This window comes from Motiliproteus sp. MSK22-1 (genome assembly GCF_001968815.1).
GTDB lineage: Bacteria > Pseudomonadota > Gammaproteobacteria > Pseudomonadales > Balneatricaceae > Motiliproteus.
Map to the genome: position 1 here is coordinate 15,599 of NZ_MIEQ01000084.1, position 25,992 is coordinate 41,590.

Consider the following 25,992-nt stretch of genomic DNA (forward strand, 5'->3'; position numbering starts at 1 on the left):
GGTGGTGGAGGATTCAGATCTTTGCAGGCTCGTTCTTACCAATTGTCCTTATCCCTTTTGCTGTTGAATTGAAATGTAGCAAGATCCGGTTCGAAGGTTTACCCCTTTAACCTCAGAATGAAGTCAAAGGAAATTACAGCAGCAGTCATAAACTGAGGAAAGATGACGTGGAATTATTGTCTAACAAAGTAAGTTCTAATAAAAAGCTTTCTGATAAAAACATATCCAATAAGGGTCTATCCAACAAAGTTGCAATTGTGACGGGAGCCAGCTCAGGTATAGGTTATGAGACAGCAAGGTTGTTTGCTCAACAGGGAGCAAAAGTTGTAGTTGCGGCCCGGCGCCAACATGAGTTGGAGCAGTTGGTCGACGAAATATCAGACATGGGAGGGCAGGCAAAGGCACTTTGTGGTGATGTGACGGATGAATTACTTGCCAAAGAACTTGTGCAGATGGCAGTGCAGCATTTTGGTGGTTTAGATGTTGGGTTTAACAATGCCGGTACGCTGGGAGCTACAGGAACCCCATCAGCTGATCTGGCGCTAACCGACTGGGAATTTACTCTTAGTCACAATTTAACCAGTGCTTTTTTGGGAGCTAAATATCAGCTGCCTGCCATGATACAGTCAGGAGGCGGTTCGATAATCTTTACCTCATCCTTTGTCGGGCATACCGTGGGAATGCCTCAAATGGCGGCATATGCGGCGAGTAAGTCTGGTCTTATTGGACTGACACAGTCGCTTGCCGTTGAATATGGTTCAATGAATATCAGGGTTAATGCCTTGCTTCCTGGTGGGACTGATACCGCAATGAGCCAGAGTTTTGCGACGACACCGGAATTAGTGGAGTTCGTAAAAAGTATACATGCTCTGAAGCGAATGGCTTTGCCGCAAGAAATAGCGCAGTCTGCGCTGTATCTTGCTTCAGACGCATCCAGCTTTACAACAGGGTCTGCTCTGTTGGCTGATGGTGGTGCTTCTATCTGTAAAACGTAAAACACGAACCGAAAAAAAGCTCGGAGTTTTGGGCCGCTATGACTGACTACGACAGGATTGCAAAGGCTATCCGCTATATTGAAGAACATGTAGGAGAGCAGCCAAACCTGGATCAGGTGGCTGCTCATGTGCATTTGAGTCCATTCCATTTCCAACGAATTTTTAGTCGTTGGGCAGGGGTTACTCCTAAGCGTTTTTTACAAGTGTTGACGCTGGAAAGAGCCAAGATGTTGCTAAAAGTTCATGACATGTCAGTACTTGATGTCTGCTATGAAACAGGGCTAAGCAGTGGCTCGCGACTCTACGACCATTTTGTTCAGATTGAGGCCGTTACCCCGTCAGAGTTTAAAAGTGCTGGTGTTGGTTTAACCCTTTTATATGGTATTGCCTCGACTCCGTTTGGTGCTGCTTTTATCGCGGTTACGACTAAGGGTATTTGTAAGTTTAGTTTTGTTGATGAGGAATCAATGTCTGATAGGTTACATATCTTACAATCGGAGTGGCCTCAGGCAGAGCTGATTGAAGACCAACCAGAGATTGCTTCTATAGTGGACAAGATGTTTTATCAGGATGCTAGTGCGGCAAAGCCTTTGTCCCTGTTAGTACGAGGTACAAATTTTCAGGTGAGTGTTTGGCAGGCGCTACTTAGCATTCCTCCAGGTAAAGTAACTTCCTATGGTGATATCGCCAGGGCAATCGGTAAACCAAAGGCTGCACGTGCTGTGGGTACGGCAATCGGATCAAATCCAATTGCTTTTATGATTCCCTGTCATCGAGTTATTCAGAAAACAGGGGATCTTGGCGGCTATCGCTGGGGGGAAATACGAAAGCATGCGATGTTGACACGAGAGTCTGCGATATACGACAGTTAGTGAAGGGTTCTCCCGTAAGGTCCTTTAGTTTTTGAAAAAACCAGCTATCACTGATTATCCGTTTTATCTTTGGCGGATGTATCCCGATAAAGTCTTAACTTACTGGAGTTCAGACTTTAAATCGCTGAGTGATGCTCTGAAACTGACTTGAAAGTTCGGCTACTTCACGGCTGACACTCTCGATAGATTCCGAATTTTCGACAGTGACTTCTGTTGAATGGCTAATGGCGGTAACGTTCAGATTTATTTCTTCTGCCACTGCTGATTGTTCTTCAGCGGCGCTGGCTATCTGGATATTCATGTCATTGATGGCCGACACGGCTTGTTCGATATTGGCGAGGGCCTCCCCGGTATCTGCGGCTTTCTCGACACTCAGTTTGACTTGTGATTTACCAGAATCCATGACCGATACTGCATCCTGAGCACCTGATTGAAGTTTTTCTATCATTTGCTGAATTTCTTCTGTTGATTCCTGGGTACGCTGGGCCAGGCTTCGGACTTCATCAGCAACCACTGCAAATCCGCGCCCTTGATCACCGGCTCTGGCTGCCTCTATCGCCGCATTTAAAGCAAGCAGGTTGGTTTGTTCGGCGATACCGCGGATAACATCCAGAATGCCTCCGATGCTATTGCTGTCCACGGCCAAAGCTTCAATCACTGTCGAGGCGCGTTCGACCTCAGAAGCCAAAGACTCAATGGTTTCAATGGTACTGTTAACTACGGAATGCCCGGACTTTGCCTGATGATCAGCTTCTTTTGCGGAGTCCGCTGCTGCCTGTGCGTTCATTGAAACGTCACGAACGGTCGTTGCCATTTCATTAATGGCGGCAGCTACCTGATCTGTCTGATTCTTCTGTTCATTAACGTTCTCACGAGCGCTGGCACTGGTCTTTGCCAGGTTCTGTGCTGCGTCTGCGGCTTGCCGGGCGGCACCGATTAATGTGCTGATGACAGATACCATGTTTTCCTGCATTGAGCGGGCACTGTTGGCCAGTTCTCCGATGTCATCGGAGCTGGTAAATGTCACGGGTTGAGAGAAATCACCCTGGGCCAGAAGGGATAGATCTCTGGTCAGGGTTTGGACCGGTCGAACAATTATTCGATTGGTCAGAACCATGAATATTCCGATACTCAGAATGAGACCTAAGCCCACCAGCACTATACAACTGATAATTACGGTTTCAGATTGTGTCAGTGATTCAGCGGCACCGGCTTGCATTAGCGTATCTATTTCAGTAGAGGCTTCGGAAAGTAACTTCGTTGGAGCACGGTCTATACCAGAAACGGCCTTGTCTCCGACTTCAGATTTAAATCCGGCTTGTTTAAAGTCCTCAAAGCCTTTTCGATAGGCGATGCCCATTTCTTTATGGACTTTAGCAAAGCTATTGACCAGGCTAATGACTTTGGAACCTTTATATTGATCACTGGATTGGGCGCGTTCGGATAGAGATTGGCTGAGGGTACTGATGTTTTTTTGAATTGAAGCTTCCTGTTTTTGAAACCCGGCCCAGTATTTATCAAGTTTGTTTGGGTCTGAGCCCCTAAGCAGAACGTTTTTCCACTCCTGTACCTGAGTTTTGAACTCTGCCTGGATACGGAGTATTGCAGCCTGATTTTTAGCTTCGTTGGATATTAGCTCCTGATAGGAGGCTATTTGGCCCCAGAGGCTGGTTATTCCCCAAAGAACGACCATGAGAATAACAGCCATCGCTGTCATTAAGATAAGGGACAGCTTTCCTTTAATGCTTTTCATTGGCATAGACCTGTTGTCTGCCCGGTCAGTCCTGAATAGTTGATCCGGGTAGCGAGTTTACTTAAGTCTAGTGCATATTTTTTGATTTACATGAGTATTGATTTAACTGGGAAATTTAGTTTTATCCGTTGTTAAAACCGCTTTTGATAGCGGTGGCAATAGGGCTCTTTGTGATTCTTTTGATAATAATCCTGATGGTATTCTTCCGCACGCCAGAAAGTGCTTGCGGGTCGAAGTTGAGTTGCTACCTTATAGCCTTTTGCGGTTAATGTATTGATAAGCTGTTCTGCTGTTTGCTTTTCTTCTTCCGACTGATAAAAGATGGCCGATGCGTACTGTTCTCCCACATCAGGTCCCTGTCGGTTCAGCTCCGAGGGATCATGAATTTCAAAAAACAGCTTGGTCAGCGTCATATAGTCCACTTGTTTGGGGTCATAACTGACCTCGACCAATTCAATGTGCCCGGTTGTTTTACTGCAGACTTCGGAGTAGGTGGGGTTATCGGTATTGCCTCCCATATACCCGGATACAACGCTTTCGACCCCAGGCTGTTGTTGCATCAGGTGTTCTACCCCCCAGAAACAGCCTCCGGCAAAATAGGCGGTTGCCAGCTGCTGATTGTCGTTGCTTAGTTTGTCAGCACTGATGAAATTGAGTGATATTGAGTTAACACAATGACGGACGTTTTTGGGTGTTTGTCTTTCTCCTTCGAAGACGTGGCCGAGGTGGCCATCACATTTCGCGCAGAGGATTTCCGTACGGCGGCCATCAGCGTCTGTCAGGCGTTTGATTGCGCCAGGGATTTCGTCATCAAAACTGGGCCAGCCACAGTGGGACTGGAATTTGTCTTCCGAACGGTAAAGAGCTGCATCACACTGCTTGCAGGTGTACACACCCCCTGTATTAAAGTCATTATACTTACCCGTAAATGGCGGTTCAGTACCCTTATTCACGATGACATGCCGTTCTTCAGCCGTTAGTCTGTTAAGAGGTTTTTTCATAAGAACTCCTGAGTATGAATCGACACTGCCTTATTCATCAAGTAAAAAGGGAATATAGAAAATAGGTTGTTGGGGTTGATAATATCCACAATCTGTATCGCCCGCTTACTTTCGCGGGAAACAGCTTTCGACTGTAACTGTTTTTTTTATGAGCTATAACATGTCCCTAATCGTTCTTGGAGATCTGACTGTTTTTAAAATCAAGAGTTCCACTGATTAGCGAGCTGGATCTTTTTACCCTGTAATGTAGCTTTTTAACTTAGGGAAATAAAATGGAAGTGATTACAGGTAGTTGCCTTTGCAGTAAGGTTAAGTATGAAATATCAGGTGAGGTGGGTGATATTGTACATTGTCACTGCCAAACATGCAGGAAAGCTCATGGTAGCGCTTTCTCCAGTGTGGCCTCTGTGGCAGATACTGATTTCAAATTGTTCGGATTTGAACACCTAAACTTCTACGAATCTTCAGAGGGCAAGAAACGTTATTTTTGTTCACATTGTGGAACCCAAATTTATGCCAAACGAGATGGTACCCGTCACCTTATTCTTCGACTGGGATCTTTAGATACGGATCCTAATGCCAGGGAAAAGAATCATATATGGGTATCTCAAAAAGCTAGCTGGTACGACATTAACAGCCAACTACCAGAAGTTAATGAATTTAAATAACAGAATTGTATGCTATCAAGCACGGTTTATAATTACTTTTATAGCAGTCAGAAAGATGTTCTTCATTAGAAGGGAATTCTTTCCCATATTTCACAATATAAAATATCTCAAATGAATCCCTTAACGTCTTTTTAGTACTATCTATAGAGCTTGTGTTCGCACTGCAGGAAGCAATAGGAAACCCAAACGAAATTATAAATGAGGCTCTAATAAAGGCGCTAAGATTCATTATTTATACTCCTTCCAGTCTGGTGCCCCAACAGGTGTTGGAGTTTTCTCAATTCTCTCCATGACGTTAACGATATTAGAAGGTCTGTTGATAACACCAAAATCAATTTTTCGCTTTGCACCTGCTGTCATAACACCAAACTCATTGTGCCATGTTTCTGCAAAATTAAGTGTGAAGCAACCGTAAAATTTCGAGATAGACTTGCTTGTTGGTAAGAATTTTTTCGATAGGTGACTGTTGCTTTTTATATCTTTCGTAAAAATCATATCTAAAGGGTGGGATCTAGAACGGTCACCTGCTGTTACTTTTTACAAAAACAGTCAGACAGCTTGAAAAGGACTCGTCATTTCGCTGCGCTATCTTCCTGGCATCTGACCGTTCTATAGCCCACAGAGAACACAATGGACTTATTCACAGGTTCCCTAAGTAACGGTCATATTGGGGTGTTAGGGTGTCGTTTGAGTAGGTGTCAATATGAATGAAATTCAACGCAGGAGAAATTCCAGTAAAAATATATTCTAAAGAGAAAAATAGCTTACAAAGATGATATCGTAAGTCATTGAAAAAAAATGTGATACCAGTGGGATAGCTCAAGCCGCCACGCCTTTAAGCAACGGATTTTAAATCCGTTGCTTAAGATTAAATCCTTTATTTTTTGGGAACTAAAGCCCTTCTTTAATAAGAATTAAAGCCCCCATTGCTCTATCGTTTCAACAAAGACTGTCAGGAATTTGTTGGTCTGATGGGCATCCAGAGCGCGGTGATCCATGCTCAGGGATACGTAGCACATAGGTTTAATCACCATGGTATCGACGCCGTTAACTTCTTCAACCACAACTCGCTTATCCAGTTTTCCGATACCCAGTATCGCTACCTGAGGTTGGTTAATAATAATCGGTGCAGCAAACAAGCTGCCGCTGACCCCGTGATTGGAGATGGTAAAGGTTCCGTTTTTCATGTCTGCCGGGGTGAGCTTGCCAGAGCGGGCTTTTTCGGTTTGTGTGGATAGTGCATGCGCGATTTCAAACAAGTTCATTTCCTGAACTTGTTGCACGACGGGGACCACCAGACCATCGTCTCCCAGGGCGGTACCAACGCCGATATTGATGTCGTCGAAGAGTTCTAATGCATCGTCGTGAAAGCGCGCATTCACCTGCGGGACCGCGTGAATGGCTTGCACTGAAGCTGCGAGGAAGTAAGCGGTAAAGGTCAGGTTGGCATCCAGTTGCGAGAATTCTTTTTTGTGCCATTTACGATGTTCAATAATGTTGCTCATGTCCATTTCAAAGACGCTGGTCACATGGGGGGAAATGTTCAACAGGCTGTCGACCATGTGATTGGCAATGGCTTTACGCATTGTACTATGGGGGACCTTAGTTCCCTGTAGCGGACGAGGCTGTCTTTCGCTATACCCATAAGGGGATGTTTGTACCTGGGGAATGCTGTTGAGTGCCTGGGGCTCTGTTTTGGGCGTCGGGTTAGTCAGAAAATGTCTTACGTCGCATAGAGTGACTCTGCCGCGGCGTCCACTACCGGGGATTTGTTCGATGTCCAGGTCGTGTTGACGTAGCATACGCCGGACTGCCGGTCCCACTAGCGCGCGGGCATCGTTGCTATCGGTGTCAGGTTTGTTTACTGATGGGGTAGCTGTTTCAGCCAGACTGTGATCTTCGGCTGGCCCGCTACCTGATGTTGTATCATTTGTTGGTACTTCTGTAGGCACTTCGCTTTCTGACAAACGGCCCAGAATAAATTCAACTTCGACTTCATCACCCTCTTGAGCGCGTGTCTCCTGCAATATGCCATCAGCAGGAGAACATATCTCCATGGACACTTTGTCAGTTTCAAGTTCAATAATGGGATCGCCGCTTTTTACACTGGAGCCGACATCAATCAGCCACTTACTCAGCACCGCCGAGGTACCTTCCAATTGCTCAGCAGGCAAAACAATATCAACCAGATTATTCATGCTGTCTGCCCTGTTATAGTTCAATTAAGTCTTTCATCGCAACGCCAATGCGTTCACTTGTTGGCACCGCCGCTTCCAGTAAGTGGATATTGTGTGGGACGGGGGTGTTTGGCATTGCCAGGCGTTCGATTGGTGCATCCAGATCAAAGAAGGCTTCTTTGGCCAGAACAGCAGCAATTTCTGCACCAAAACCTGCCGTCAGATTATCTTCATGAACGATCAGGCAACGACTGGTTTTTTGCACAGAAGTGAGCACTGTGTCCTGATCCCAGGGCTGTATGGTTCGCAGATCAATGACTTCAATATCCATATTGAGTTTAGTGGCGGCCTCTTCACAGCGTTCTACCATCGCCCCCCAGCAGACTACAGTCAGATTGTCACCAGAAATCAGGGTATGGGCTTTACCGAAAGGCACAACATAGTCGTCGCCGGGATAGGGCCTTCTTGCCCAGCGTCCGTCCAGTAATGAGCGGTGCTCAAAGAATATGGTAGGGTTATTGTCTCTGAGGGCATAGCGCAATAAGCCTGCTGCATCTTCGGCATTGGACGGCATTGCGATTTGCCAGCCGGTCTTATGAGCCCATTCCACTTCGTCGGACATAGAGTGCCAGGGGTCTCCACGTCCGGCAAAACCACCGGGAATACGAACGACCATCGGTGCTGCAAACTGATTGTTGGTACGCCAGCGCATGATTCCTGTATCAGTTATTTGCTCTGCTGCCGGTTCCGCGTATTTTCTGAACTGGATTTCCGGGACCGGCATCAGTCCAGCCAACGCCATTCCTACCGAACGACCAATAATACCTTCCTCTGATAAGCTGGTATCGAATACTCGAAGATCTCCATATTTTTCATTTAGCCCCAGAGTGGCGGCGTGAACCCCACCCTTGGGACCGACATCTTCACCAAAGACCAGAACCTTAGGGTTGGTTTCCAACTCATAATCCAAAACTTTTCGGATGGCCGTCAGCATATTGATCCGAGGGCCATCGGGTTTAGCTTCTTCGCAAGTTGGCGGGAACTGATGGCCATCGGGATAAAGGCCACCACGTAACTGGATATCCATTTGACCATGAGCATTTTTCTCGGCATACACGTAACGGGTTAATTTACTGGTGTCCGGCTCAGGTCTTAGTTTTGCTCTTTCAACAGAGGCGCGTACTTCTTCATAAGCTTGCTGCTCTATCTGCTGCCATTGTTGATCGTTGATAATACCTTGTTTTTTCAGGTGCGCTCGGAGCTTAGGCAGTGGGTCATTGGCTTGTTCTTTAGCCAGCAGCTCTGCGGGCTTGTAGACCTGGGTATCCTGGAAGGTGTGGCCACAAAGGCGAGGTACTCTTAAACGAAGCAGGCAGGTACCCTGGCCCGAGCGAACATAATCCACGGCTTCTTTGATTAATGCTGGCGCTTCAACCGGATCAGTTCCGTCCCCATCAATGATCTTCAGATTCTTGTATGCCGTCAGGTTTGCTACCTGATCACCTCCCGGGGTTTGCACCGTTTGCGGGACTGATATGCCGTAGCCGTTGTCTTCAATATAAAACAGATGGGGTAAGTTGTTAGTCGTGGAGATGTTCAATGATGCCCAGAATCCGCTGGTGGACATGGAAGAGTCTCCACCCATGGAAACACCGATGGCACCTTGATAGCTTTCATCGTTTAACTGATCCCGGTGATAAACGATGGATTGAGCCCAACCGGCGATCGGAGAGTACTGGGCGCCAACGCCTCCGCACATGGGAAATAGCATGGCCCCTTTTCGGTCGGTATTCGGGTAATTGCATACCACACCAATGTCCCGACCATCGCTATATCCTCCGGATTTTGCCATAGGGGAGGCTACGGCTTCATCCATATCAAGCCCTAAAGACAATACGAAGGGTCGTGACCGGTAGTAACCTGTGGCGCCATCATGGGGATGAGTCAGTAAGGACCCCAGCAATATCTGCGCTAAATCATGGCCACGGGCGGAAAACTGGTTAAAAACCAGTTTGGCAGGCACAAGTTCCTGCTCTTCAATGTCATCCATAGCACGGGAAACAAGTAAAACCCGGGCGATATTCTTCCAGTCAAAGGCCGATTGACTGGTTGTATTGGAGCCAGTCAGACCGTCGACTGTAGATGGGTGGGCGATGGCTTCCATCGAAGAAGTTCCTCATCTTTGCCCGGAGCAGCCAGTCGCAGGACATCGGGTCCAGCACACTGAAGGTTCGGGGATCATTTTATTATGTATAAAGTTTAGCCAAAAGAGAGGGATACAGGATTGCTAATTGTTGGGCAAATTTGTGACAATAAGAAACATATGTATCAATATAAGCCAAAAAAAGGTAATAAATTGCTATGGATTTAGATCGAGTAGACACAGAAATTTTGAACGCTCTGCAACAGAATGGGCGGCTGTCTAATCGGGACCTGGCGGATAAAGTCTCTTTGTCCAATGCGCCTTGTTGGCGGCGGGTGAAAAGGTTGGAACAGGAAGGGTATATCAGGGGGTATGCCGCAATCATTGATTCGGACAAAATCGGACTGAAGATGTGCGCTTTTGCTGAGGTTTCTTTGGACAATCACCACCCTGATACGGTTGCCGGATTTCTTGAAATGGTAAATCGATGTCCCGAAATTCTTGAGTGTCATGCTGTTTCTGGTGGATGTGACTATTTGCTTAAGGTGCTATCCCGGGATATGGAGTCTTATCAGGAGTTTCTGAGTCACAATGTCCTTAATCAGAAGGGGGTGCGCACCGCAAATACGTTATTTTCAATGAAACGGCAAAAAGTATCGGTAGAGATTCCGGTAAAGTACTGATTCCTTCTTAACAACAAGCCGACTGATTAAACGCTCTGAAAACAGTCGAAAAACAATTTTCAGCAATATTGATCATGAATCTCTGGGGACTGATTTATATGCTTTGTCAGCCGAGTTTTTTCGTAAGCTATCAAAACCATGAATGATGAAAAAAGATACTACCGAGTGTTGGAATATATCGATTCCCATGTGGATGAGGATCTGAGCGTTGATCTTTTGAGCCAGGTTGCTTGCCTGTCCAAGTATCATTTTCATCGCCAGTTCTCTGCGTTATTTGGTATCACTGTATCTGATTATGTTGGTCAGGTCAGGATGAAGAGAGCGTCTTACCTGCTGGCTTTTCGAAAAGAGTCCCCGATTATCGACGTTGCCTTGGCGAGCGGCTACAAAAGCCCCGAAGCATTTTCTCGTGCTTTTAATCAATCTGTTGGCCAAAGTCCGTCTGTATTCAGAGCGCTTCCTCATTGGAATCCTTGGCATCAAAAATTTCAATTACTCAAAGACCTTAGGATTCAAAATATGAAAACGCAAATAAAGGACCACCCGGTTGATATAGTCGTATTTGATGAAACCAAAGTCGCTGTTTTGGAGCATAGAGATGCACCGGAGAAGCTGGGACATTCCATTCGTCAGTTTATTGAATGGCGAAAGGAGAATAAACTGCCGCCCAGCAAGAGTAGAACCTTCAATATCGTTTATGATGACCCCTCAGTCACTTTGCCGGAGAACTATCGATTTGATCTCTGCGCTTCAGTAAAGTCTGAAGTTGCTGAGAATGCTTATGGAATTGTCACAAAGTCAATTCCGGCGGGGCGATGTGCAGTAATTCGTCACCTGGGGTCAGATGATACCATTGGTGAAAGCATTCAGTATCTGTATTCGGACTGGCTGCCAACGGTTGACGAAGAGTTACGTGATTTTCCATTGTTTTTTGAGAGGCTCAGTTTTTTCCCGGATATTGCTGAGCACCAAATGGTGACAGATATCTATCTTCCGCTGAAATAGTTGTGTTAGATTCCAGAGCTTGGTTTCAGTGATGCCTGTATTTTAAGTGGTAACCCGTGCTTTATATAAGGACACTCTATGACCTATCTCTATCTGGCGGTTGCAATTATTGCAGAAGTTGCTGCGACCAGTGCTCTCAAGGCTTCGGCGGAGTTTACAAAACTGATGCCAAGCCTGGTCGTTATCGTCGGCTACGGGGTTTCATTCTACTTCATGACCCTGGTACTAAGGACCATACCTGTTGGGATAACCTATGCTGTCTGGTCTGGTGTTGGTATCGTTCTGGTGGCTGTGGTGGGGGCCTTTCTATATAAGCAAGTGCCTGACACGCCTGCTGTTGTTGGCATGAGCCTGATTATTCTGGGTGTTGTGGTGATCCATGTGTATTCAAAGAATGTTGGTCACTGAAAAAAAGCGTTACTAAACAGCATTATGACTATTCATAACGGCTTGCTGGCAGTGCGACTAAGCCTGATTGAGATAGTTACTTTACATCCTCCAGCACAGGGCAGGTAAGTAGGCGTTGGAGATCAGGTAATTGTTGTAATTTATTTCTGATCTGATTCAGGCGCTCCATTGACTCGGCTTCGACGTAAGCTATTAGATCGATCTCGCCACTTAACGCCCGGCAGCTTTGAATCTCAGGAATTTCAGTTATATAGCGGGTGATTCGATCTAGCTTGAATGGACTGAATGTCATCTGAAAATAAGCGTTTACCGTACCTGGCTGGTCTTTACGCTTGGTTTTTATTGTGTAACCGGCAATAGTGCCCGTTTCTTCCAAACGCTGTAAACGTTCTGCGACAGAAGTCCTGGAAAGGCCTATATCCCTGCCGATCTGTGCCAATGACAAACGAGCATTTTGATTAAGTAAACTGACAATCGCTTGATCAAATTTGTCCAATGGAATCTTCACCTCAGCTTACAATAGATTGGATCTTATTACCGGGGCAGCAGATTCTAACAGTTTTCTGCTGTTAATCGGAAATCAGTGATACCTCCGATCGAGCTTTGGTGTAATCAAATTATCGCCAGATAATCTGTGTCTTTGCAATCGTCGTCAGGTTCTTTGTTTGTCCATAAGTTTTGAGGCGTCTGTTCATGACTGTCTTTGATGAGACATCTGCTTATTGAAGGCAGAACCTTCGAATCAGCGGTTAAAGAGGTCGATTTGCAGGGTGAACCTTCACCGCTCCTGCTTCTAGAATATTGTCATTCAATTTGAGGAGTATTTGAGATGCAAACTATGGGCGCGGCAAGCTTACCGAGTTGTTTGAGTTATCAGGATAATCGACTGATGATGGGGGAGCTTTCAATTAAGGCTATTGCCGAACAGCAGGCAACTCCATTCTATCTATACTCGGCTGATGCTATTCGCCAACGTATTCATGATTGCCTGAGTGCTTTTTCGCCGGTTGGCGTAGCCGTACATTTTGCCGTCAAGTCCAACAGCAATCTGAGTGTCCTAAGGCTGATGGGCAGTGCTGGTTTGGGTGCTGATATTGTTAGTGGTGGTGAACTGACGCGAGTGCTGAAAGCGGGTATTGATCCGGGCCAGGTCATTTTTTCAGGTGTTGCTAAGACGGATGCTGAACTGAGACAGGCGGTGGAAGCGGGTGTTGGTCAATTTAATGTGGAGTCAGCTGAGGAGCTATTCCGTATAGACCGAATCACAGGTCAATTGGGTGTCCAGGTTAACGCCGTTTTGCGTGTGAACCCGGAGGTGGATGCGGGTACTCATGATCATATAACGACCGGCAAGAAAGGGAATAAGTTTGGTATAGCGTTCCAGCGCCTGAGCGAATTGTTTTGCATGGCTGGTGAAATGCCACAGGTTAATTTGCGTGGACTGGCAATGCATATTGGCTCACAGATTGTTTCGATTGAGCCGTATCGCGAGTCTGTTTTGAGAATGCGTCAGTGGACCGAACAACTCCGAGCTGAAGGGTATCTATTGGATACTCTTGATCTCGGTGGTGGTATTGGCGTGGACTATGGTGACGGGCGATCACTCTGTTTCGTCGAGTATGCCAACCTGATTAATGAAGCGCTTGGGGGGCTGGATATAAGTATCCAATTGGAACCCGGGCGCTCTTTAGTGGCCGCCGCTGGGGTTTTGGTCACAACCGTGGTTGCAACCAAACAGGCTGAGCCTAGGAACTTTGTCATGCTTGATGCGGGTATGAATGATCTTATTCGTCCGGCACTGTATCAGGCGACTCATCCCTTAATACCAGTTCTGTTGTCGAATCAGCGGCTGGAGGAGCCGTTGGACGTGGTTGGGCCGATCTGCGAAAGTACGGACTGCTTCCTCAAGGATTATACGTTACCGTTGCCAGAGGAAGGGGATCTGATGGTGTTGACGATGACCGGGGCCTATAGTGCGGTTTTGTCATCGACCTATAACAGCCGTCCGCTGGTAGCAGAGGTGATGCTGGAACACACAAATATCAGAGTTATCCGAAAAGCCTGGACGCTGGAGGAACAGCTTCGGCTGGAAGAGTAACTTAAGCATCTCCCTTGTAGCTAGCCGTAGGTTTTAATAATGCCCAGGCCAATGGCCATCTGGATAAGTTCCGGTAGTGAGTCTGCTTTCATCTTGGCAATCATGTGAGAACGGTGGCCTTCCACCGTTTTACGATTGATCTTCAACAGATCAGCAATCTCTTGATTGGATAGACCCTGTACCACCTGCTCAAGTACCTGAGTTTCCCGTTTCGTCAGGCTGTCATAGCGTTGCTGAACTGATTGCAGGTGGAGTAGAGCCTGATGTCTGATCAGGTCTTTTTCCAGTGCATTCTGAACCTGATCAATCAGGGTTTGATCATTAAAGGGTTTTTCAATGAAGGTGACGGCTCCCTGAGACATGGCTGTCACCGCCATATCGACATTGCCATGGGCAGAGATCATGATTAGCGGAATATCTATCTGATATTCGGGTAGTTTTTTCTGGGCATTGATGCCGCTCAGCCCAGGCATACGGACGTCCATGATTATGCAGCCACTTGCACCGGGAACATAACTATCCAGAAAGATCTGGGCGGTGCTGAAGCACTCTACCGTTAATCCTACTGATTCCAACAACCACTGAAGCGAATCCCTGACATCGGTATCGTCGTCGACTACATATACGCTTTGCGCAATGACTTCAGCCATTTATCTCTCTTTATGGTCATAGTTGTTGTGATCGCTAATATCGGCCAGTGCTAAAACCGGGTTGAGGCTATGGATTATTATCTACTGCCCGAGCGTTGAACTTATTCAAAGAAAAACTGAAGACAGCTCCTCCTTCTGATCGGTTCTCTGCCTGCAACTCTCCGCCATGAGCTTCTACCAGAGATCGGGTTATTGACAGCCCCATCCCCAAACCTGCTTTCTTAGTGGTATAGAACTGTTCAAATATCCGTTCGGTTTCTTCTGCACCAATGCCCGGCCCCTGATCCAGAATCTGGATTATAACCTGATCCTGACCCAGCTCTGAAGCGCTGATCTGAATGGTAGCAGGTGGGGCAGGTTCTTCCCTGTGACTGGCTTCTATTGCATTGAGTAGAAGATTCAAAAGGATCTGCTCAACCTGGATAGGATCAGCGTGTACCCCGGGCAGATCGGCAGGTATCTTGTCTTCTACGATAACGCGATGGTTTTCGATGGATGAGGAACAAAATCCAATTAAGTCGTTTACCAACTCTGGTAATTGAACGTGCTGATAGCGGGGTTCATTTTTACGGGTAAAATCCATCATCCTGCGGATTATTTGTGCTGCACGTAATGCGGTAGCGCCGATTCTGTCTAAGGGTGAGGCAAGCTCAGCGGCTAACAGTGATTGATCTCGCTCCACTCGCCGGTGGATCCCCTGAACGTAGTTGACAATGGCGGTCAGAGGCTGGTTGAGTTCATGAGCAAGACCTGATGCCATTTCGCCAATAGTGATGAGTCTGGAGGCGTGATTCACCTCCGTTCGGTATTGCTGCATCTGCTTTTCCGCCGCTTTGATGGTGCTCATATCGCGAGCTACCAGGGAGAAATACTCGGTTTCTGTGTTCAGGTCTCGGTGCGCGAGAATCTCCAGCAAAACAGGAATCCGTTGCATATGACTGCTAATCATTTCGACTTCACCGCGCCAATGGCCGTTGGTAGTGGCGGCAGGAAAGCCGTGATGCTTTATCTGTTCATGGCTTGTCAGAGTAAAAATATCCTCAAGAGCCAAGGGGCTTTGATCACTCAACACAACGTTCAGGCTATTGCGGGCCGCTTCATTAAGTAAGGTGATTTTGTGACAGGGAGTAACGAAGGCAACGAGATCACTACTGGTTTCCAAAACCTGGGCCAGGCGCTGGTTCGCACGTTCTGCGTTGATCCGGCGGCTGGCATCCCGTGACACAACCAGTATTTCCTTCAAACTGCCGTCTTTGGGATCTCTGATGGAGCGGCTGGTGCTTTCCAGCCAGGTATAGTGACCATCTTTACAACGGAATCGATAGGTATGGGTGTATAGCCCCCTGTTATAGCTGACGTTAGGGGAGCGGCGCTTAAAATCCTCTACATCATCCGGGTGATAAAGATCATAAGCAGACAGGCCCACAATCTCTTCGACACTGTATCCCAGTAGGTGCGTCACTGCTGGGGAGGCATAGATAAAGCACCAGTTATCAGGGGTATGGCGGGAGATCATATCCGTTGATTGTTCCGCCATTTCTGCCAGCAGGCGATTTCTTTCGGCATCGTCGGTCAGCGCGGAGACTCCCTGCTGTGTTGCGTTGTTCATTAATGGATCGTCCGCCGGTTGACTCAGAAGCAATTAATAATCCTCTTCTCTCTGTAATAATGCCAGCAAGAAACTGTAATAACACCTTCAATAAAGAGCCCCGGGTCGATTGCACGGGTTGCCTTTTTTTCTGCCCTCAACCTTTCTGGAGTAGTGCTCTTAGTTGGTTTTTTCGAACTTTCCCTGTAGAGGTTTTTGGCAATGGTGCAAAGATTACCTGTTTTGGGCATTTGAAATGGGCTATTCTGTCCCGGCAAAAATTGATTATCTGCTGTTCAGTCACTATTTTGGGGTCTGCTCCCTGTTCCGGGCCTTTCAGGGTGACCACCGCGCAAGGTACTTCGCCCCAGTGTTCGTCAGGTTTGGCGATGACTGCTGCTTCAAAAATATCCGGATGACGATAGAGCAGGTCCTCAATTTCAATCGTGGATATATTCTCCCCTCCTGAAATAATCACGTCTTTTGCCCGATCTTTTATTTCGATATAGCCGTCAGGGTGACGTACTGCCAGATCGCCGGTGTGAAACCAACCGTCTTGAAATGCTTCTGTCGTTGCCTGGGTATTTTTGAGATAGCCCTTCATCAGGGTATTACTTTGGATAAATACCTCGCCCATGCTGATACCGTCCATGGGTACGGGCTGGAGGCTGATTGGATCGGCAACCATCAGCGCTGACAGAGCTGGGGCCTTAACTCCCTGACGAGCCATTTTCTCGGCTTTCTGCTCCAGCTTGAGATCTTTCCACTCGGACTGAAAGGCGCAGAATACACTCGGGCCATAGCTTTCGGTGAGTCCATAAGCGTGCACCACTTGAATACCGATTTTTTCCATCCCCTCAATAATTGAAGCCGGTGGCGCAGCTCCGCCGGTGGTAACGGTAACGGGATGATCAAAATAGGTTTTCTGCTCCTCTGGTGCGTTTAGCAGCATATTTAATACTACCGGCGCTGCGCAGAAATGGGTGACTCCATAGCGATTTATCGCCTGATAAACCTGATCAGCCCGTAAATGCCTCAGGCAAACATGAGTACCGGCCACCGCCGTTACAGCCCAGGGATAACACCAGCCGTTGCAATGAAACATTGGTAGAGTCCAGAGGTAAACCGCTTGAGGTGGAAGGTTTTGGCCGATGATATTACTGGTAGCGTTCAGATAGGCACCACGGTGATGATAAACAACACCCTTAGGGTTTCCGGTAGTTCCAGAGGTGTAGTTGAGGGTAATGGCCTGCCATTCGTCAGCGGGTGCCTGCCAAACATAATTTTCATCGCCTTCCAACAGCAGTTGCTGGTAGCTTAATTCACCCAGTGGACGGCCGCCGTTGAAAGTCGGATCATCCACGTCAATAACCAAGGGAGGCTTAGCGCAGCTATTAAGAGCGTTGCTTGCAAGATCACTGAACTCCCGGTCACAGAATAAAACGTTGCAGTCACTATGATCCAGCATAAAAGCGATTGTATCGGCATCCATCCGTGTGTTCTGGGCATTCAGAACGGCACCGATCATAGGTACCGCAAAGTGGAGTTCAAGCAATTCAGGCATATTGGGCAACAGTGCTGACACGGTATCCCCAACGCCGATACCACGACGACTCAACGCATCAGCCAACTTCAGGCAACGTCGGTAGGTTTGTTCCCAATTACGCGTGATATCACCATAGATCACCGCAGGGTGATGAGGATAGACTTCCGCTGCTCGCTGGATAAACTCGATGGGAGTTAAAGGGCGAAAATTAGCTTTATTCTGTTCAAGCCCAGAATTGTACGGATTATTATTTTTCATACAGGACTCCGACTTTAGTAACCGTTAGCTCAGGTATCTAAGGGGACAGGGTTTCGGCGGCTGTCCTGCGCTATTGCAGGAAGCGAATACTGAAATCTTTGAATTCAGGGGCATCTGATCGCCTGATCCATTCGAAGCCAACCATTTCCCGAGTGACCAGATGGATTCCTGCTTTATCCATGCGGCGAATGGCAAACTCGGTATCCGTTGGGTTTCGTGCTGAGATGGCATCGACAACGACAAATACATCTTTACCCTGATCCTTTAACTCCAGGGCGGTCTGCAAAACGCAGACGTGTGCTTCCATGCCGCAGATTACTATCTGCTGACGATTCAGTTGGTCAATGCGGGTGCTGCAGTCTTTCGAGTTCGCACAGGAAAAAACTGTTTTGGCGATAAAGTCTTCTTCGGGTAAAAGTTCACGTAGAGTCTCTGTTGTCGGCCCGACACCCCGAGGGTATTGTTCTGTGCCCAGTGTTGGAATCTTCATCAGTTTAGCCACACCCATTAGCCACTTACAGCTGTTGACCAGTTGTTCGTTCTGATGCACGCCGGGTAACAGTTTCTCCTGAACGTCGATAACCAGCAGTGCCGATTGTTGTGCGTCTATAAGCATGAGCGTTTCCTCGTTTCCTAACGATTGTTAAAATTTGTTTAGGGTTGCTGGTTCAGACGGGGCGGCGGTCGACCATATTGGTGGCTGTTCCTTCTGCAACTCGTTTGCCCTTGACGGTGCAGATCGTTTCCAGCTTGACTCTGCGGCGTTGTTCATCAATTTCCAATACGGTTGCTGTTGCCGTCACGGTATCTCCAATGTGGACAGGTGCCTTGAATTTCAGTTGTTGATCAATGTAAATCGCTCCGGGACCTGGCATGCGTGTACCCAGCACCGCAGAGATCAGGCCGGCGCTGAACATGCCATGAACAATTCTTTGCTCGAACATTGTTTGTTCGGCGTACTCGGCATTGAGGTGGATGGGGTTGTCATCACCCGTTATTCCGGCAAATAGTACGACGTCTGCCTCGGTTATCGTTTTTGCATAGCTGGCCTGCATGCCGATCTTCAAATCTTCCAGATAGTATCCATGCATATTTTCCATAGTGTTTTCTGACATTTACGGCTTCCTCTAATGTTAAAGAATCACTGGTATCGAGAATACTGGTATAACATTACAGGTTAATTCTCGATAAACCAAGTAAAAACCCTTGGTTTATCTTTTGGCTTTTGTTAGTTTGATAAACACCAGACAAGGCAAACAAAAGTTAATTGCTACGTAAGAGGAGTCGTTTCTATGCCAAATCAAGCGGGAAGTAGCATCCTCGAATGGACCCTAAAGGGATTGGTCCCCAGACTTTATGAAGTGGCGGGGAGTCGCAGAGAATCTGCTGAGCTTATGCTTCAGCCCGGATTGGATGAGTCTGATCTGGAAAAACTGAAAAAATGGATTGATTCCTGTTTGTCTCTTCAAGGAGGAGAAATAGCCGCCAGAACTCGTGCCGCAGTGCTGGGTCGCAGTTATTTGCAGTTGAATCAGACCGGACGTCGGCGCTTTCTTAAGCTGCTTGCAGAAAACTACTCTGTTGATGATGATCTGGTTAAGCAGCGATTTCAGCGCTGGAATATGGTTGACCCTGAACAGCGGGCGTTAGCTGGTAATTCCTTAAGAGAGGCATTGGAACCTCCGTATATGCTTCTTCTGACTCAGTTCACTGAATTGACGGATGGAGTGAAATTTCTGGTGGATATGCGCGCTGAGTTGCTTGCGTCGAAAGCGACAGACTTCTCGTTGACAGCGCTTGAGCAGGACCTTAAACGGTTACTCACCTCCTGGTTTGATATTGGTCTTTTGCAGCTTGAACCGATTGACTGGCGCTCCAGTGCTGAGTTACTGGAAAAACTGATTGCCTATGAAGCCGTTCATGCGGTTCAGAGTTGGAGCGATCTAAAGAACCGGCTGGGTGAGGCACGTCGTTGTTTTGCGCTTTTTCACCCTAATATGCCAGGAGAGCCACTGATCTTTGTCACTGTTGCTCTGGTAGAAGGATTAGCTGACAACGTCCAGGTATTGCTTGATGAGCAAGCTCCCCGGCAGGATATCCGAAAAGCAGACACCGCGATTTTTTACTCCATATCCAATGCCCAGCAAGGATTGGCGGGAATTAGTTTTGGCAATTTCCTGATTAAGCGAGTCGTTGCGCAGCTTCAGCAGGAACTTCCCCACCTGAAACAGTTCGCCACGCTGTCTCCGATACCCGGATTCTGTCGCTGGCTGGATACGTGTTCACAGCAGGATATGGAAGCTATGCCTGGCGGAAAAGACTGGCTGCGCATTTCCGAGCCGCGGTTGGCAGAAGGGTGGGAGCTTGAGGAATCGATTCAGCAACAGCTTCGCAAACCCTTAACACAGCTGGCTGCTCATTACCTCTGTCAGGAAAAAGGCAAAAGTATAAAGGCCGTTAATCCCGTGGCCCATTTTCACCTGAGCAACGGCGCCCAGGTACAGCAAATTAACTGGATGGCAGATCCTTCTTCAAAAGGGCTGAAGCAATCCGCCGGGTTGATGGTTAATTACTACTATGAACTCGGGAAAATTGAAGAACGTAGTCAGGCCTACAGGAATTCAGGGAAGGTTTCAGCATCTTCAAAAGTTAAAAAGTTAATCAATAGCCGACATTGATGGTATCTCGACCAGATCTACCAAATTGCAGTCATTAAGGCTGATCGAGCTTTCAATTAATTCGAGCTTTCAATCAATCAATTAGTTAATTAATAGTAATGAGAAGCGGGAGTAGTTATGAGCAAACGAGTCGCAGTGGTCACGGGTGCTTCAGGTGGATTAGGCGAGCCTATCTGTAAAGCGATGTATGAACAGGGGCATACCGTTGTCGGGAGTTATCTGCCGGGAACGGATAAGGAAGCGCTGGAATGGCAGGAGCAAATGCGCAGCGAAGGCTATGAACTCTTTCTTTATCCGCTGGATGTCTCGGATTTTGATAGTTGTGGCAGCTTTGTAGCGGTGGTGGAAAAAGAAGTCGGCCCTATCGATATACTGATAAACAATGCCGGAATCACCCGGGATGCGCCGCTCAAGAGGCTTCAACATCAGCAGTGGCGTGAGGTCATCAGTACCAATTTGGATTCCATGTACAACATGTGCCAGCCAGTATTTGACAATATGTGTAGCCGGGGTTGGGGGCGAATTGTCAACATCTCTTCTCTTAACGGTGAAAAAGGTCAGTTTGGTCAGGCAAATTACTCGGCCGCCAAAGCCGGGATTTATGGGTTTACCAAAGCGATCGCTCAGGAAGGAGCTCGTAAAGGCGTCACTGTTAACGCCCTGTCGCCCGGCTACATTGATTCGCCCATGGTGCGCCAGGTGCCGGAAAAAGTGCTCGAATCCATTATCGGCCAGATTCCGGTCGGACGTCTTGGTACGCCGAGGGAAATAGGTAAGGCCGTGGCTTTTTTAACGTCAGAGGATAGCGGGTTCGTGACGGGCACCAACCTTTCTGTCAATGGCGGACAGTATATGAGTTAGTTTTGGGTCAGCACTGTTATTTAAAGTTAATACAGCCAGTTAGAGTGAGTGCCGTTGTTGTCAGTTAATAAACAGCGACGTCTTATCGAGTTACCTTGAAGAGCAATGAGATGAACGCAACAATGAACTGACATTGATCGTCCAACGAAGATTGGAGGAAGTATTTTTTGTCAGAGGTCTTTTAATGTCAGATCTTCGACGTACACTTAGCCCTCACTCTATATAGCTGATTCCGGTGCCTAGGGACAGGCATCGAGATTTACCAGAAAGGACTATTCGGTTATGAACAACCCTCAGAAAATACTCCAGCAATACTTTCAACTTGATCAATTTCGACCAGGTCAGGAAGCCGTCGTTAACTCGCTATTGCAGGGGCGTTCTGCATTAGCCATTTTTCCGACAGGAGGTGGGAAAAGTTTGTGTTATCAACTGCCTGCACTGATGCTGGAAGGGGTGACGCTGGTGGTCTCCCCCTTGATTGCATTGATGAAGGATCAGGTGGACGGGTTGAAAAAGTTGGATATTGCCGCAGAGAGACTGGATTCATCGCTGAGTAGTGATGAGGTGCTAAGACTCTATGATCGATTATCCAGAGGCGAAATAAAACTACTCTACGTATCTCCCGAGCGGTTGAAGAACGAACGTTTTATCGAGCGTTTACAGCGTCTACAGATCAGTTTGATGGCGGTGGATGAGGCTCACTGCATTTCGGAATGGGGGCACAATTTCCGGCCCGACTACTTAAAGCTGGCTGATCTGGCCCGAACCCTTAAGGTCGAAAGGTTGTTAGCGTTAACGGCGACAGCGACACCGGCTGTGGCCGCAGATATCAGACGTCAGTTTTCCATCAATCAGCAGGATCATATCCAAACAAGTTTTCGACGTGCGAACTTGCGCCTTTCAACCACGGCCTGCTCTTCCCAGAACCGCTTGTCGTTGTTAATTGAACGTATCAGACAGTTGCCTGAGAACTCTTCAACAATTGTCTATGTTACGTTACAGAATAGCGCAGAAGAAGTGGCGGCGGCACTTAAGCAGCAGGGATTGGTTGCTGCTTTTTATCATGCAGGAATGAAAGATGAAGAGCGATCTGAAGTACAGAACGCTTTTATGAATGGAACTCTGAATACGGTTGTCGCGACGATTGCCTTCGGCATGGGGATTGATAAGCAGGATATTCGGGCGATTTTTCATTTTAACCTGCCTAAGTCTATCGAGAACTATGTACAGGAGATTGGCAGGGCCGGTCGTGACGGTCAATCATCTTCCTGTGAACTCTTTGCCTGCATCGATGATTGCCGGGTCTTGGCTAATTTCAGCTATGGGGATACACCCTCGCGTGAAAGTTTAGCGGAGCTTATTGGTGCGCTGCTTAGCACTGAGGGGGGGAAGGGAATCAACCTTGGCGAAGGTGATAAATTGGATATCAGTCCTTATGAGGTTTCCAACGCTTATGACATTCGCCCGCTGGTGATCAATACCCTGCTAACCTATTTGGAGTTGGAAGGGATCATGGCGGCTACCGGGCCTTTCTATACCCAGTATCGTCTGGCTTTTGTTGAATCAGCTGATGAAATCTGCAAACGTTTTGAGTCCGAAGAACGTAGACTTTTTTTAAAATCACTATTTGCAGCCGGAAGTATGGGGAGAAAGTGGCTTAGCATCGATATGACAGTAATCGAGTCTGAGCTTCAACAACCCAAATCCAGAGTACTTGCTGCGCTGGATTACCTGGAACAAAAAGGCTGGATTGAAACATCTGTCAGTGGCCTAAGGCAGGGGTATCGCCGACTGAGGCAAGCCAATCCTGAAACGCTGCTGGAGACCCTGGTTGCTATGTTTGAAACCCGAGAGTGTCGCGATATTGAGCGTATTCAGCAGGTCATCAGCTTTGCTAATCATCAACACTGTTTAGGTAACTTTTTACTGGAGTACTTCGGAGAAGCAACAACGGAGCCTTGTGGTCATTGTGATCGATGTAATGCCCGGTTTAATCACGGCGGCTGCGAAACAACAGAGCGACCGAGCTTTCCCCGACTGAATGCTTCCCAGCATGAAATCATTCAGATGCTAAGGACCGAGAACCATATGGCGTTACAGCAACCACGTCAATTGACCCGTTTTCTTTGCGGCTTGCCCAGTCCGGCAACCACTAAAGCAAAGCTAAAGAAGCACCGTTATTTCGGGGTGTTTTCAGAACTGTCTTTTGAAAGTGTTTTATCCGCGGTTTCTGAAGCTGGTTAGACAGTAAAGCAGAGGATGAGAGCAGGGCTATAGAGCGGTTTGTTTCAGCACTGACAGCCATGCTCCAGCCTCTGGTATAAACATCTCATGGTCAGAGGGTGTGTGACGCCTTGTCTTTTATGAAATCGATAAACAATCGGGTCTTGGTGGATTCAAATCCTAACTTTGGATAATAGGCGTAGATAGTATTCTTGGGCAGTTTCAGGGCCGGTAATACCGGTACCAGTAGTCCTTCGTTCAGCTCCCGTGAAATAGTCATTTCGGTTCCGAGCAGTAATCCCATGCCTGCTACGGCCCCATTTATTAAGGCTTCAGAATTTCGGGTAACGAAATTCCCGCTTAAGCTGATCCGTGAGCCATCGCAAAACTCCCGTTCCTCACTATGACCATACTCTCTAAATAACAAACAGTTATGCTGCTCTATTTGACTGGCATTGGTCGGTTCCCCATGGCGCGCGATATAGCTTGGCGCAGCAAAGAAACCAAACTGAAAATCAAACAGGGGCTTTCCTATATAGCTCAGCGTGTCGTAGCCTTCCAACCATGCAGAGAGGAAAACATCCAGATTATGATCGGGTAGCTGTTTTGGTGTCACGGTGTACAGCTCAACCTTTATCTGTGGGTACAGCCGCAGAAACTCTTCTATAAAGTAAATTAAAATTCTGGAAGCCAGTGCCAGTGAAGCGCCAACGCGCAATACACCCACAGCATGGGCATTACGGGAACCCGCTTCGTCAATCAGACTGTTCCACTCTTCTAGCAGCTTTTGTCCCCGTTGGTAATAGAGCTGTCCTGTCTCTGTGAGTGTAAGGCTCCGAGTGGTGCGTTTGAGCAAGGTTGCACCAATTCTCTGCTCCAGCCAGCGGATTCGCTTTGACACAGCCGAGCTGGTGGTTCCCAGATGGCTGGCAGCGGCTGAGAAACTGCCCAGGTCCACGACTAGTACAAAACTTTGTGTGCAGTCGTATAAGTCCATTTGATCCTCGTAGGAAATAAAGAAATACCAATAAAGCTGATTATCTTTTTTTTAGTATGTAATAGCCTATGACAAATTTCCCCTAAAGTCGCTGGTACTGAGATGCCTTTTTATTGGATACCCATTGTTCTTGCCTGTCTGACCGTTAGTGTTGCTCAGCTGGGAGTCGGTCTGTTGTTGCCTGCGTTACCGGCAATCAGTCAGGACCTGTTCCTCGATCCTGCTCAGGCCCAGTGGTATATATCCATCTATTTACTGGGCTTTGCCATTTCTCAACTGGCCTACGGTCCATTGTCGGATGCCTGGGGACGGCGACCAATACTGCTTATTGGCCTTTGTATTACGCTGCTGGGTGTTGCTTTGTGTATGTTTGGCCAACAGTCAGCTGAGCTTATTCTGGCCGGTAGATTACTCCAGGGGGCTGGTGCCGGTAGCGCATCGGTATTGGGGCGAGCCATGATTCGTGATCGCTATGACGGGAAACAGCTGTCGATCGCAATATCTTATGTCGGTATTGCCGCTGCAATGACGCCTATGTTAGCGCCGTTTGCCGGTGGGTATCTGAGTCATCATTTTGGTTGGTCAGCACTGTTTATAGTGATGGCCATCTATATTTGCTTAATCTGGTTAGTGATGTTTTTCTGTTTCGCCGAAACCAGGACAGGAGATCGTGTCAGTGTTGGTCTGTATTCTATCCTCAATGGCTACGGGGATTTATTTAGGGATCGGTATTTTCTGGGGTATGCTGGTTTAAACACATTGTTCTTTTGTTTGCATCTGTTGCTGATTTCGGTAATGCCCTATTTATTACAGAAAGAAATCGGAATGGATGCCAGCGACTACGGTCAATGGTCACTGATTCCCGCAGCCTGCGGTATGTTCGGGAGCTTTATTTCAAATAAGCTTCGTCATCATTTGAACGACCAGCAACGATTGAACCTGTCTTATCTGTTATTGGGCTGCTCTGCGCTGTTCTTTATCATGGTCCCTCTGGAGCTTTATTGGTTAGTTGCATCGCAGAGTTTATTCGCCATGGCGTTCGGGATTGGCTTTATGATGTCCCTGACCTGTCTGTTAAGTCCCTATAAGAAAAACTCTGGGTCGGTATCAGCCTTGGCCGGATGTCTGCAGATGCTTTTGGGGTCTCTTGCAACCGTTATTCTGGTTGATCAGGGAGTTACAACACCATTGACGCTGGGGGTTACAATGGCAATAGGCGTTGTACTCTGTTTATTGCTTAACAGATTGGCCGGGGGATCGGCCAGAGCAAAGTATCTGTTGATGGCGGAATGTCGCTAATTGCCGTTTCAGTGCTCAATTTAATCTAATTAGACTAGGGTGCTTAGAGGGGTGTCATTGTTTACTCATGACCTCAGGCCGGTTCGCCC

General features: G+C 47.3%; 23 protein-coding genes. 11 read left to right on the plus strand and 12 right to left on the minus strand.

The genetic code is table 11. The annotated features are described in order from the left end of the window. Positions 1-167 precede the first annotated feature (167 nt). Entirely contained in the window at positions 168-995 is an 828-nt protein-coding gene (locus BGP75_RS22625; RefSeq protein WP_233153007.1) for an SDR family oxidoreductase, read from the plus strand. A 38-nt stretch (positions 996-1,033) separates the two neighbouring features. Then, complete coding sequence (locus BGP75_RS27680) at positions 1,034-1,867, plus strand: bifunctional transcriptional activator/DNA repair enzyme AdaA (protein ID WP_076721198.1); 834 nt, start codon at positions 1,034-1,036, stop codon at positions 1,865-1,867. 109 nt (positions 1,868-1,976) lie between these two features. On the opposite strand, the gene BGP75_RS22635 is transcribed toward BGP75_RS27680, so the two are convergent. Both BGP75_RS22635 and BGP75_RS22640 read right to left on the minus strand, forming a co-directional pair. Next, positions 1,977-3,620 carry a methyl-accepting chemotaxis protein gene (locus BGP75_RS22635; protein ID WP_158070162.1) on the minus strand — a complete coding sequence of 548 codons (1,644 nt, stop codon included), beginning with the start codon at positions 3,618-3,620 and terminating at the stop codon, positions 1,977-1,979. Between the two features lie 131 nt (positions 3,621-3,751). Further along, positions 3,752-4,621 carry a bifunctional methionine sulfoxide reductase B/A protein gene (locus tag BGP75_RS22640; RefSeq protein ID WP_076721200.1) on the minus strand — a complete coding sequence of 290 codons (870 nt, stop codon included), beginning with the start codon at positions 4,619-4,621 and terminating at the stop codon, positions 3,752-3,754. A gap of 272 nt (positions 4,622-4,893) precedes the next feature. Here BGP75_RS22640 and BGP75_RS22645 point away from each other — a divergent pair, with 272 nt between their 5' ends. Further along, entirely contained in the window at positions 4,894-5,289 is a 396-nt protein-coding gene (locus BGP75_RS22645) for a GFA family protein (RefSeq protein ID WP_233153008.1), read from the plus strand. A 228-nt stretch (positions 5,290-5,517) separates the two neighbouring features. Here BGP75_RS22645 and BGP75_RS27615 read toward each other — a convergent pair whose 3' ends face one another. The 3 genes from BGP75_RS27615 to BGP75_RS22665 form a co-directional block, all read right to left on the minus strand. Continuing rightward, positions 5,518-5,649, minus strand: a complete 132-nt coding sequence (locus BGP75_RS27615) for a hypothetical protein (protein WP_255395958.1) — start codon at positions 5,647-5,649, stop codon at positions 5,518-5,520. Positions 5,650-6,203: 554 nt separating this feature from the next. Continuing rightward, complete coding sequence (locus BGP75_RS22660) at positions 6,204-7,487, minus strand: dihydrolipoamide acetyltransferase family protein (protein ID WP_076721203.1); 1,284 nt, start codon at positions 7,485-7,487, stop codon at positions 6,204-6,206. 13 nt (positions 7,488-7,500) lie between these two features. After that, positions 7,501-9,630: a transketolase C-terminal domain-containing protein gene (locus tag BGP75_RS22665; protein ID WP_083704992.1), complete on the minus strand. Its 2,130-nt coding sequence runs from the start codon at positions 9,628-9,630 to the stop codon at positions 7,501-7,503. Between the two features lie 197 nt (positions 9,631-9,827). Between BGP75_RS22665 and BGP75_RS22670 the strand changes: the two genes are divergently transcribed. The 3 genes from BGP75_RS22670 to BGP75_RS22680 all read left to right on the plus strand — a co-directional run bounded on the left by BGP75_RS22670 (position 9,828) and on the right by BGP75_RS22680 (position 11,705). Further along, positions 9,828-10,292 carry an Lrp/AsnC family transcriptional regulator gene (locus BGP75_RS22670; protein WP_076721204.1) on the plus strand — a complete coding sequence of 155 codons (465 nt, stop codon included), beginning with the start codon at positions 9,828-9,830 and terminating at the stop codon, positions 10,290-10,292. Between the two features lie 138 nt (positions 10,293-10,430). Next, positions 10,431-11,297, plus strand: coding sequence for a GyrI-like domain-containing protein (locus BGP75_RS22675; protein ID WP_076721205.1), 867 nt, complete (start codon positions 10,431-10,433; stop codon positions 11,295-11,297). A gap of 78 nt (positions 11,298-11,375) precedes the next feature. After that, positions 11,376-11,705 (plus strand): multidrug efflux SMR transporter, encoded by a 330-nt coding sequence (locus BGP75_RS22680; RefSeq protein WP_076721206.1) that lies wholly within the window; start codon positions 11,376-11,378, stop codon positions 11,703-11,705. Positions 11,706-11,781: 76 nt separating this feature from the next. Here the strand turns inward: BGP75_RS22680 and BGP75_RS22685 are convergent, their stop codons facing one another. Next, positions 11,782-12,201, minus strand: coding sequence for an Lrp/AsnC family transcriptional regulator (locus tag BGP75_RS22685; RefSeq protein ID WP_076721207.1), 420 nt, complete (start codon positions 12,199-12,201; stop codon positions 11,782-11,784). 333 nt (positions 12,202-12,534) lie between these two features. Here BGP75_RS22685 and lysA point away from each other — a divergent pair, with 333 nt between their 5' ends. Continuing rightward, a complete protein-coding gene (gene lysA / locus BGP75_RS22690; RefSeq protein WP_143821160.1) occupies positions 12,535-13,803 on the plus strand; it encodes a diaminopimelate decarboxylase in 1,269 nt (422 codons plus the stop codon). A gap of 20 nt (positions 13,804-13,823) precedes the next feature. On the opposite strand, the gene BGP75_RS22695 is transcribed toward lysA, so the two are convergent. The 5 genes from BGP75_RS22695 to BGP75_RS22715 form a co-directional block, all read right to left on the minus strand. Next, positions 13,824-14,453 carry a response regulator transcription factor gene (locus tag BGP75_RS22695; protein WP_083704993.1) on the minus strand — a complete coding sequence of 210 codons (630 nt, stop codon included), beginning with the start codon at positions 14,451-14,453 and terminating at the stop codon, positions 13,824-13,826. 67 nt (positions 14,454-14,520) lie between these two features. After that, the gene (locus BGP75_RS22700) at positions 14,521-16,062 is read right to left on the minus strand and encodes an ATP-binding protein (RefSeq protein ID WP_083704995.1); all 1,542 of its coding nucleotides are present in this window, start codon (positions 16,060-16,062) and stop codon (positions 14,521-14,523) included. A 136-nt stretch (positions 16,063-16,198) separates the two neighbouring features. After that, positions 16,199-17,845 carry an acyl-CoA synthetase gene (locus BGP75_RS22705; protein ID WP_076721209.1) on the minus strand — a complete coding sequence of 549 codons (1,647 nt, stop codon included), beginning with the start codon at positions 17,843-17,845 and terminating at the stop codon, positions 16,199-16,201. Positions 17,846-17,915: 70 nt separating this feature from the next. Next, positions 17,916-18,461: a hydrolase gene (locus BGP75_RS22710; RefSeq protein WP_076721210.1), complete on the minus strand. Its 546-nt coding sequence runs from the start codon at positions 18,459-18,461 to the stop codon at positions 17,916-17,918. 52 nt (positions 18,462-18,513) lie between these two features. Beyond that, complete coding sequence (locus BGP75_RS22715; protein WP_076721246.1) at positions 18,514-18,945, minus strand: MaoC family dehydratase; 432 nt, start codon at positions 18,943-18,945, stop codon at positions 18,514-18,516. Between the two features lie 192 nt (positions 18,946-19,137). On the opposite strand from BGP75_RS22715, the gene BGP75_RS22720 reads away from it, so the two are divergent. The 3 genes from BGP75_RS22720 to BGP75_RS22730 all read left to right on the plus strand — a co-directional run bounded on the left by BGP75_RS22720 (position 19,138) and on the right by BGP75_RS22730 (position 23,628). Further along, positions 19,138-20,523, plus strand: coding sequence for a malonyl-CoA decarboxylase (locus tag BGP75_RS22720; protein ID WP_076721211.1), 1,386 nt, complete (start codon positions 19,138-19,140; stop codon positions 20,521-20,523). Positions 20,524-20,640: 117 nt separating this feature from the next. Further along, the gene (gene phbB / locus BGP75_RS22725; RefSeq protein ID WP_076721212.1) at positions 20,641-21,384 is read left to right on the plus strand and encodes an acetoacetyl-CoA reductase; all 744 of its coding nucleotides are present in this window, start codon (positions 20,641-20,643) and stop codon (positions 21,382-21,384) included. Between the two features lie 282 nt (positions 21,385-21,666). Next, the gene (locus BGP75_RS22730) at positions 21,667-23,628 is read left to right on the plus strand and encodes an ATP-dependent DNA helicase RecQ (protein ID WP_076721213.1); all 1,962 of its coding nucleotides are present in this window, start codon (positions 21,667-21,669) and stop codon (positions 23,626-23,628) included. A 91-nt stretch (positions 23,629-23,719) separates the two neighbouring features. On the opposite strand, the gene BGP75_RS22735 is transcribed toward BGP75_RS22730, so the two are convergent. Beyond that, the gene (locus BGP75_RS22735; protein WP_076721214.1) at positions 23,720-24,604 is read right to left on the minus strand and encodes a LysR family transcriptional regulator; all 885 of its coding nucleotides are present in this window, start codon (positions 24,602-24,604) and stop codon (positions 23,720-23,722) included. Positions 24,605-24,706: 102 nt separating this feature from the next. Here BGP75_RS22735 and BGP75_RS22740 point away from each other — a divergent pair, with 102 nt between their 5' ends. Beyond that, a complete protein-coding gene (locus tag BGP75_RS22740) occupies positions 24,707-25,903 on the plus strand; it encodes a multidrug effflux MFS transporter (RefSeq protein ID WP_076721215.1) in 1,197 nt (398 codons plus the stop codon). Positions 25,904-25,992: the final 89 nt, after the last annotated feature.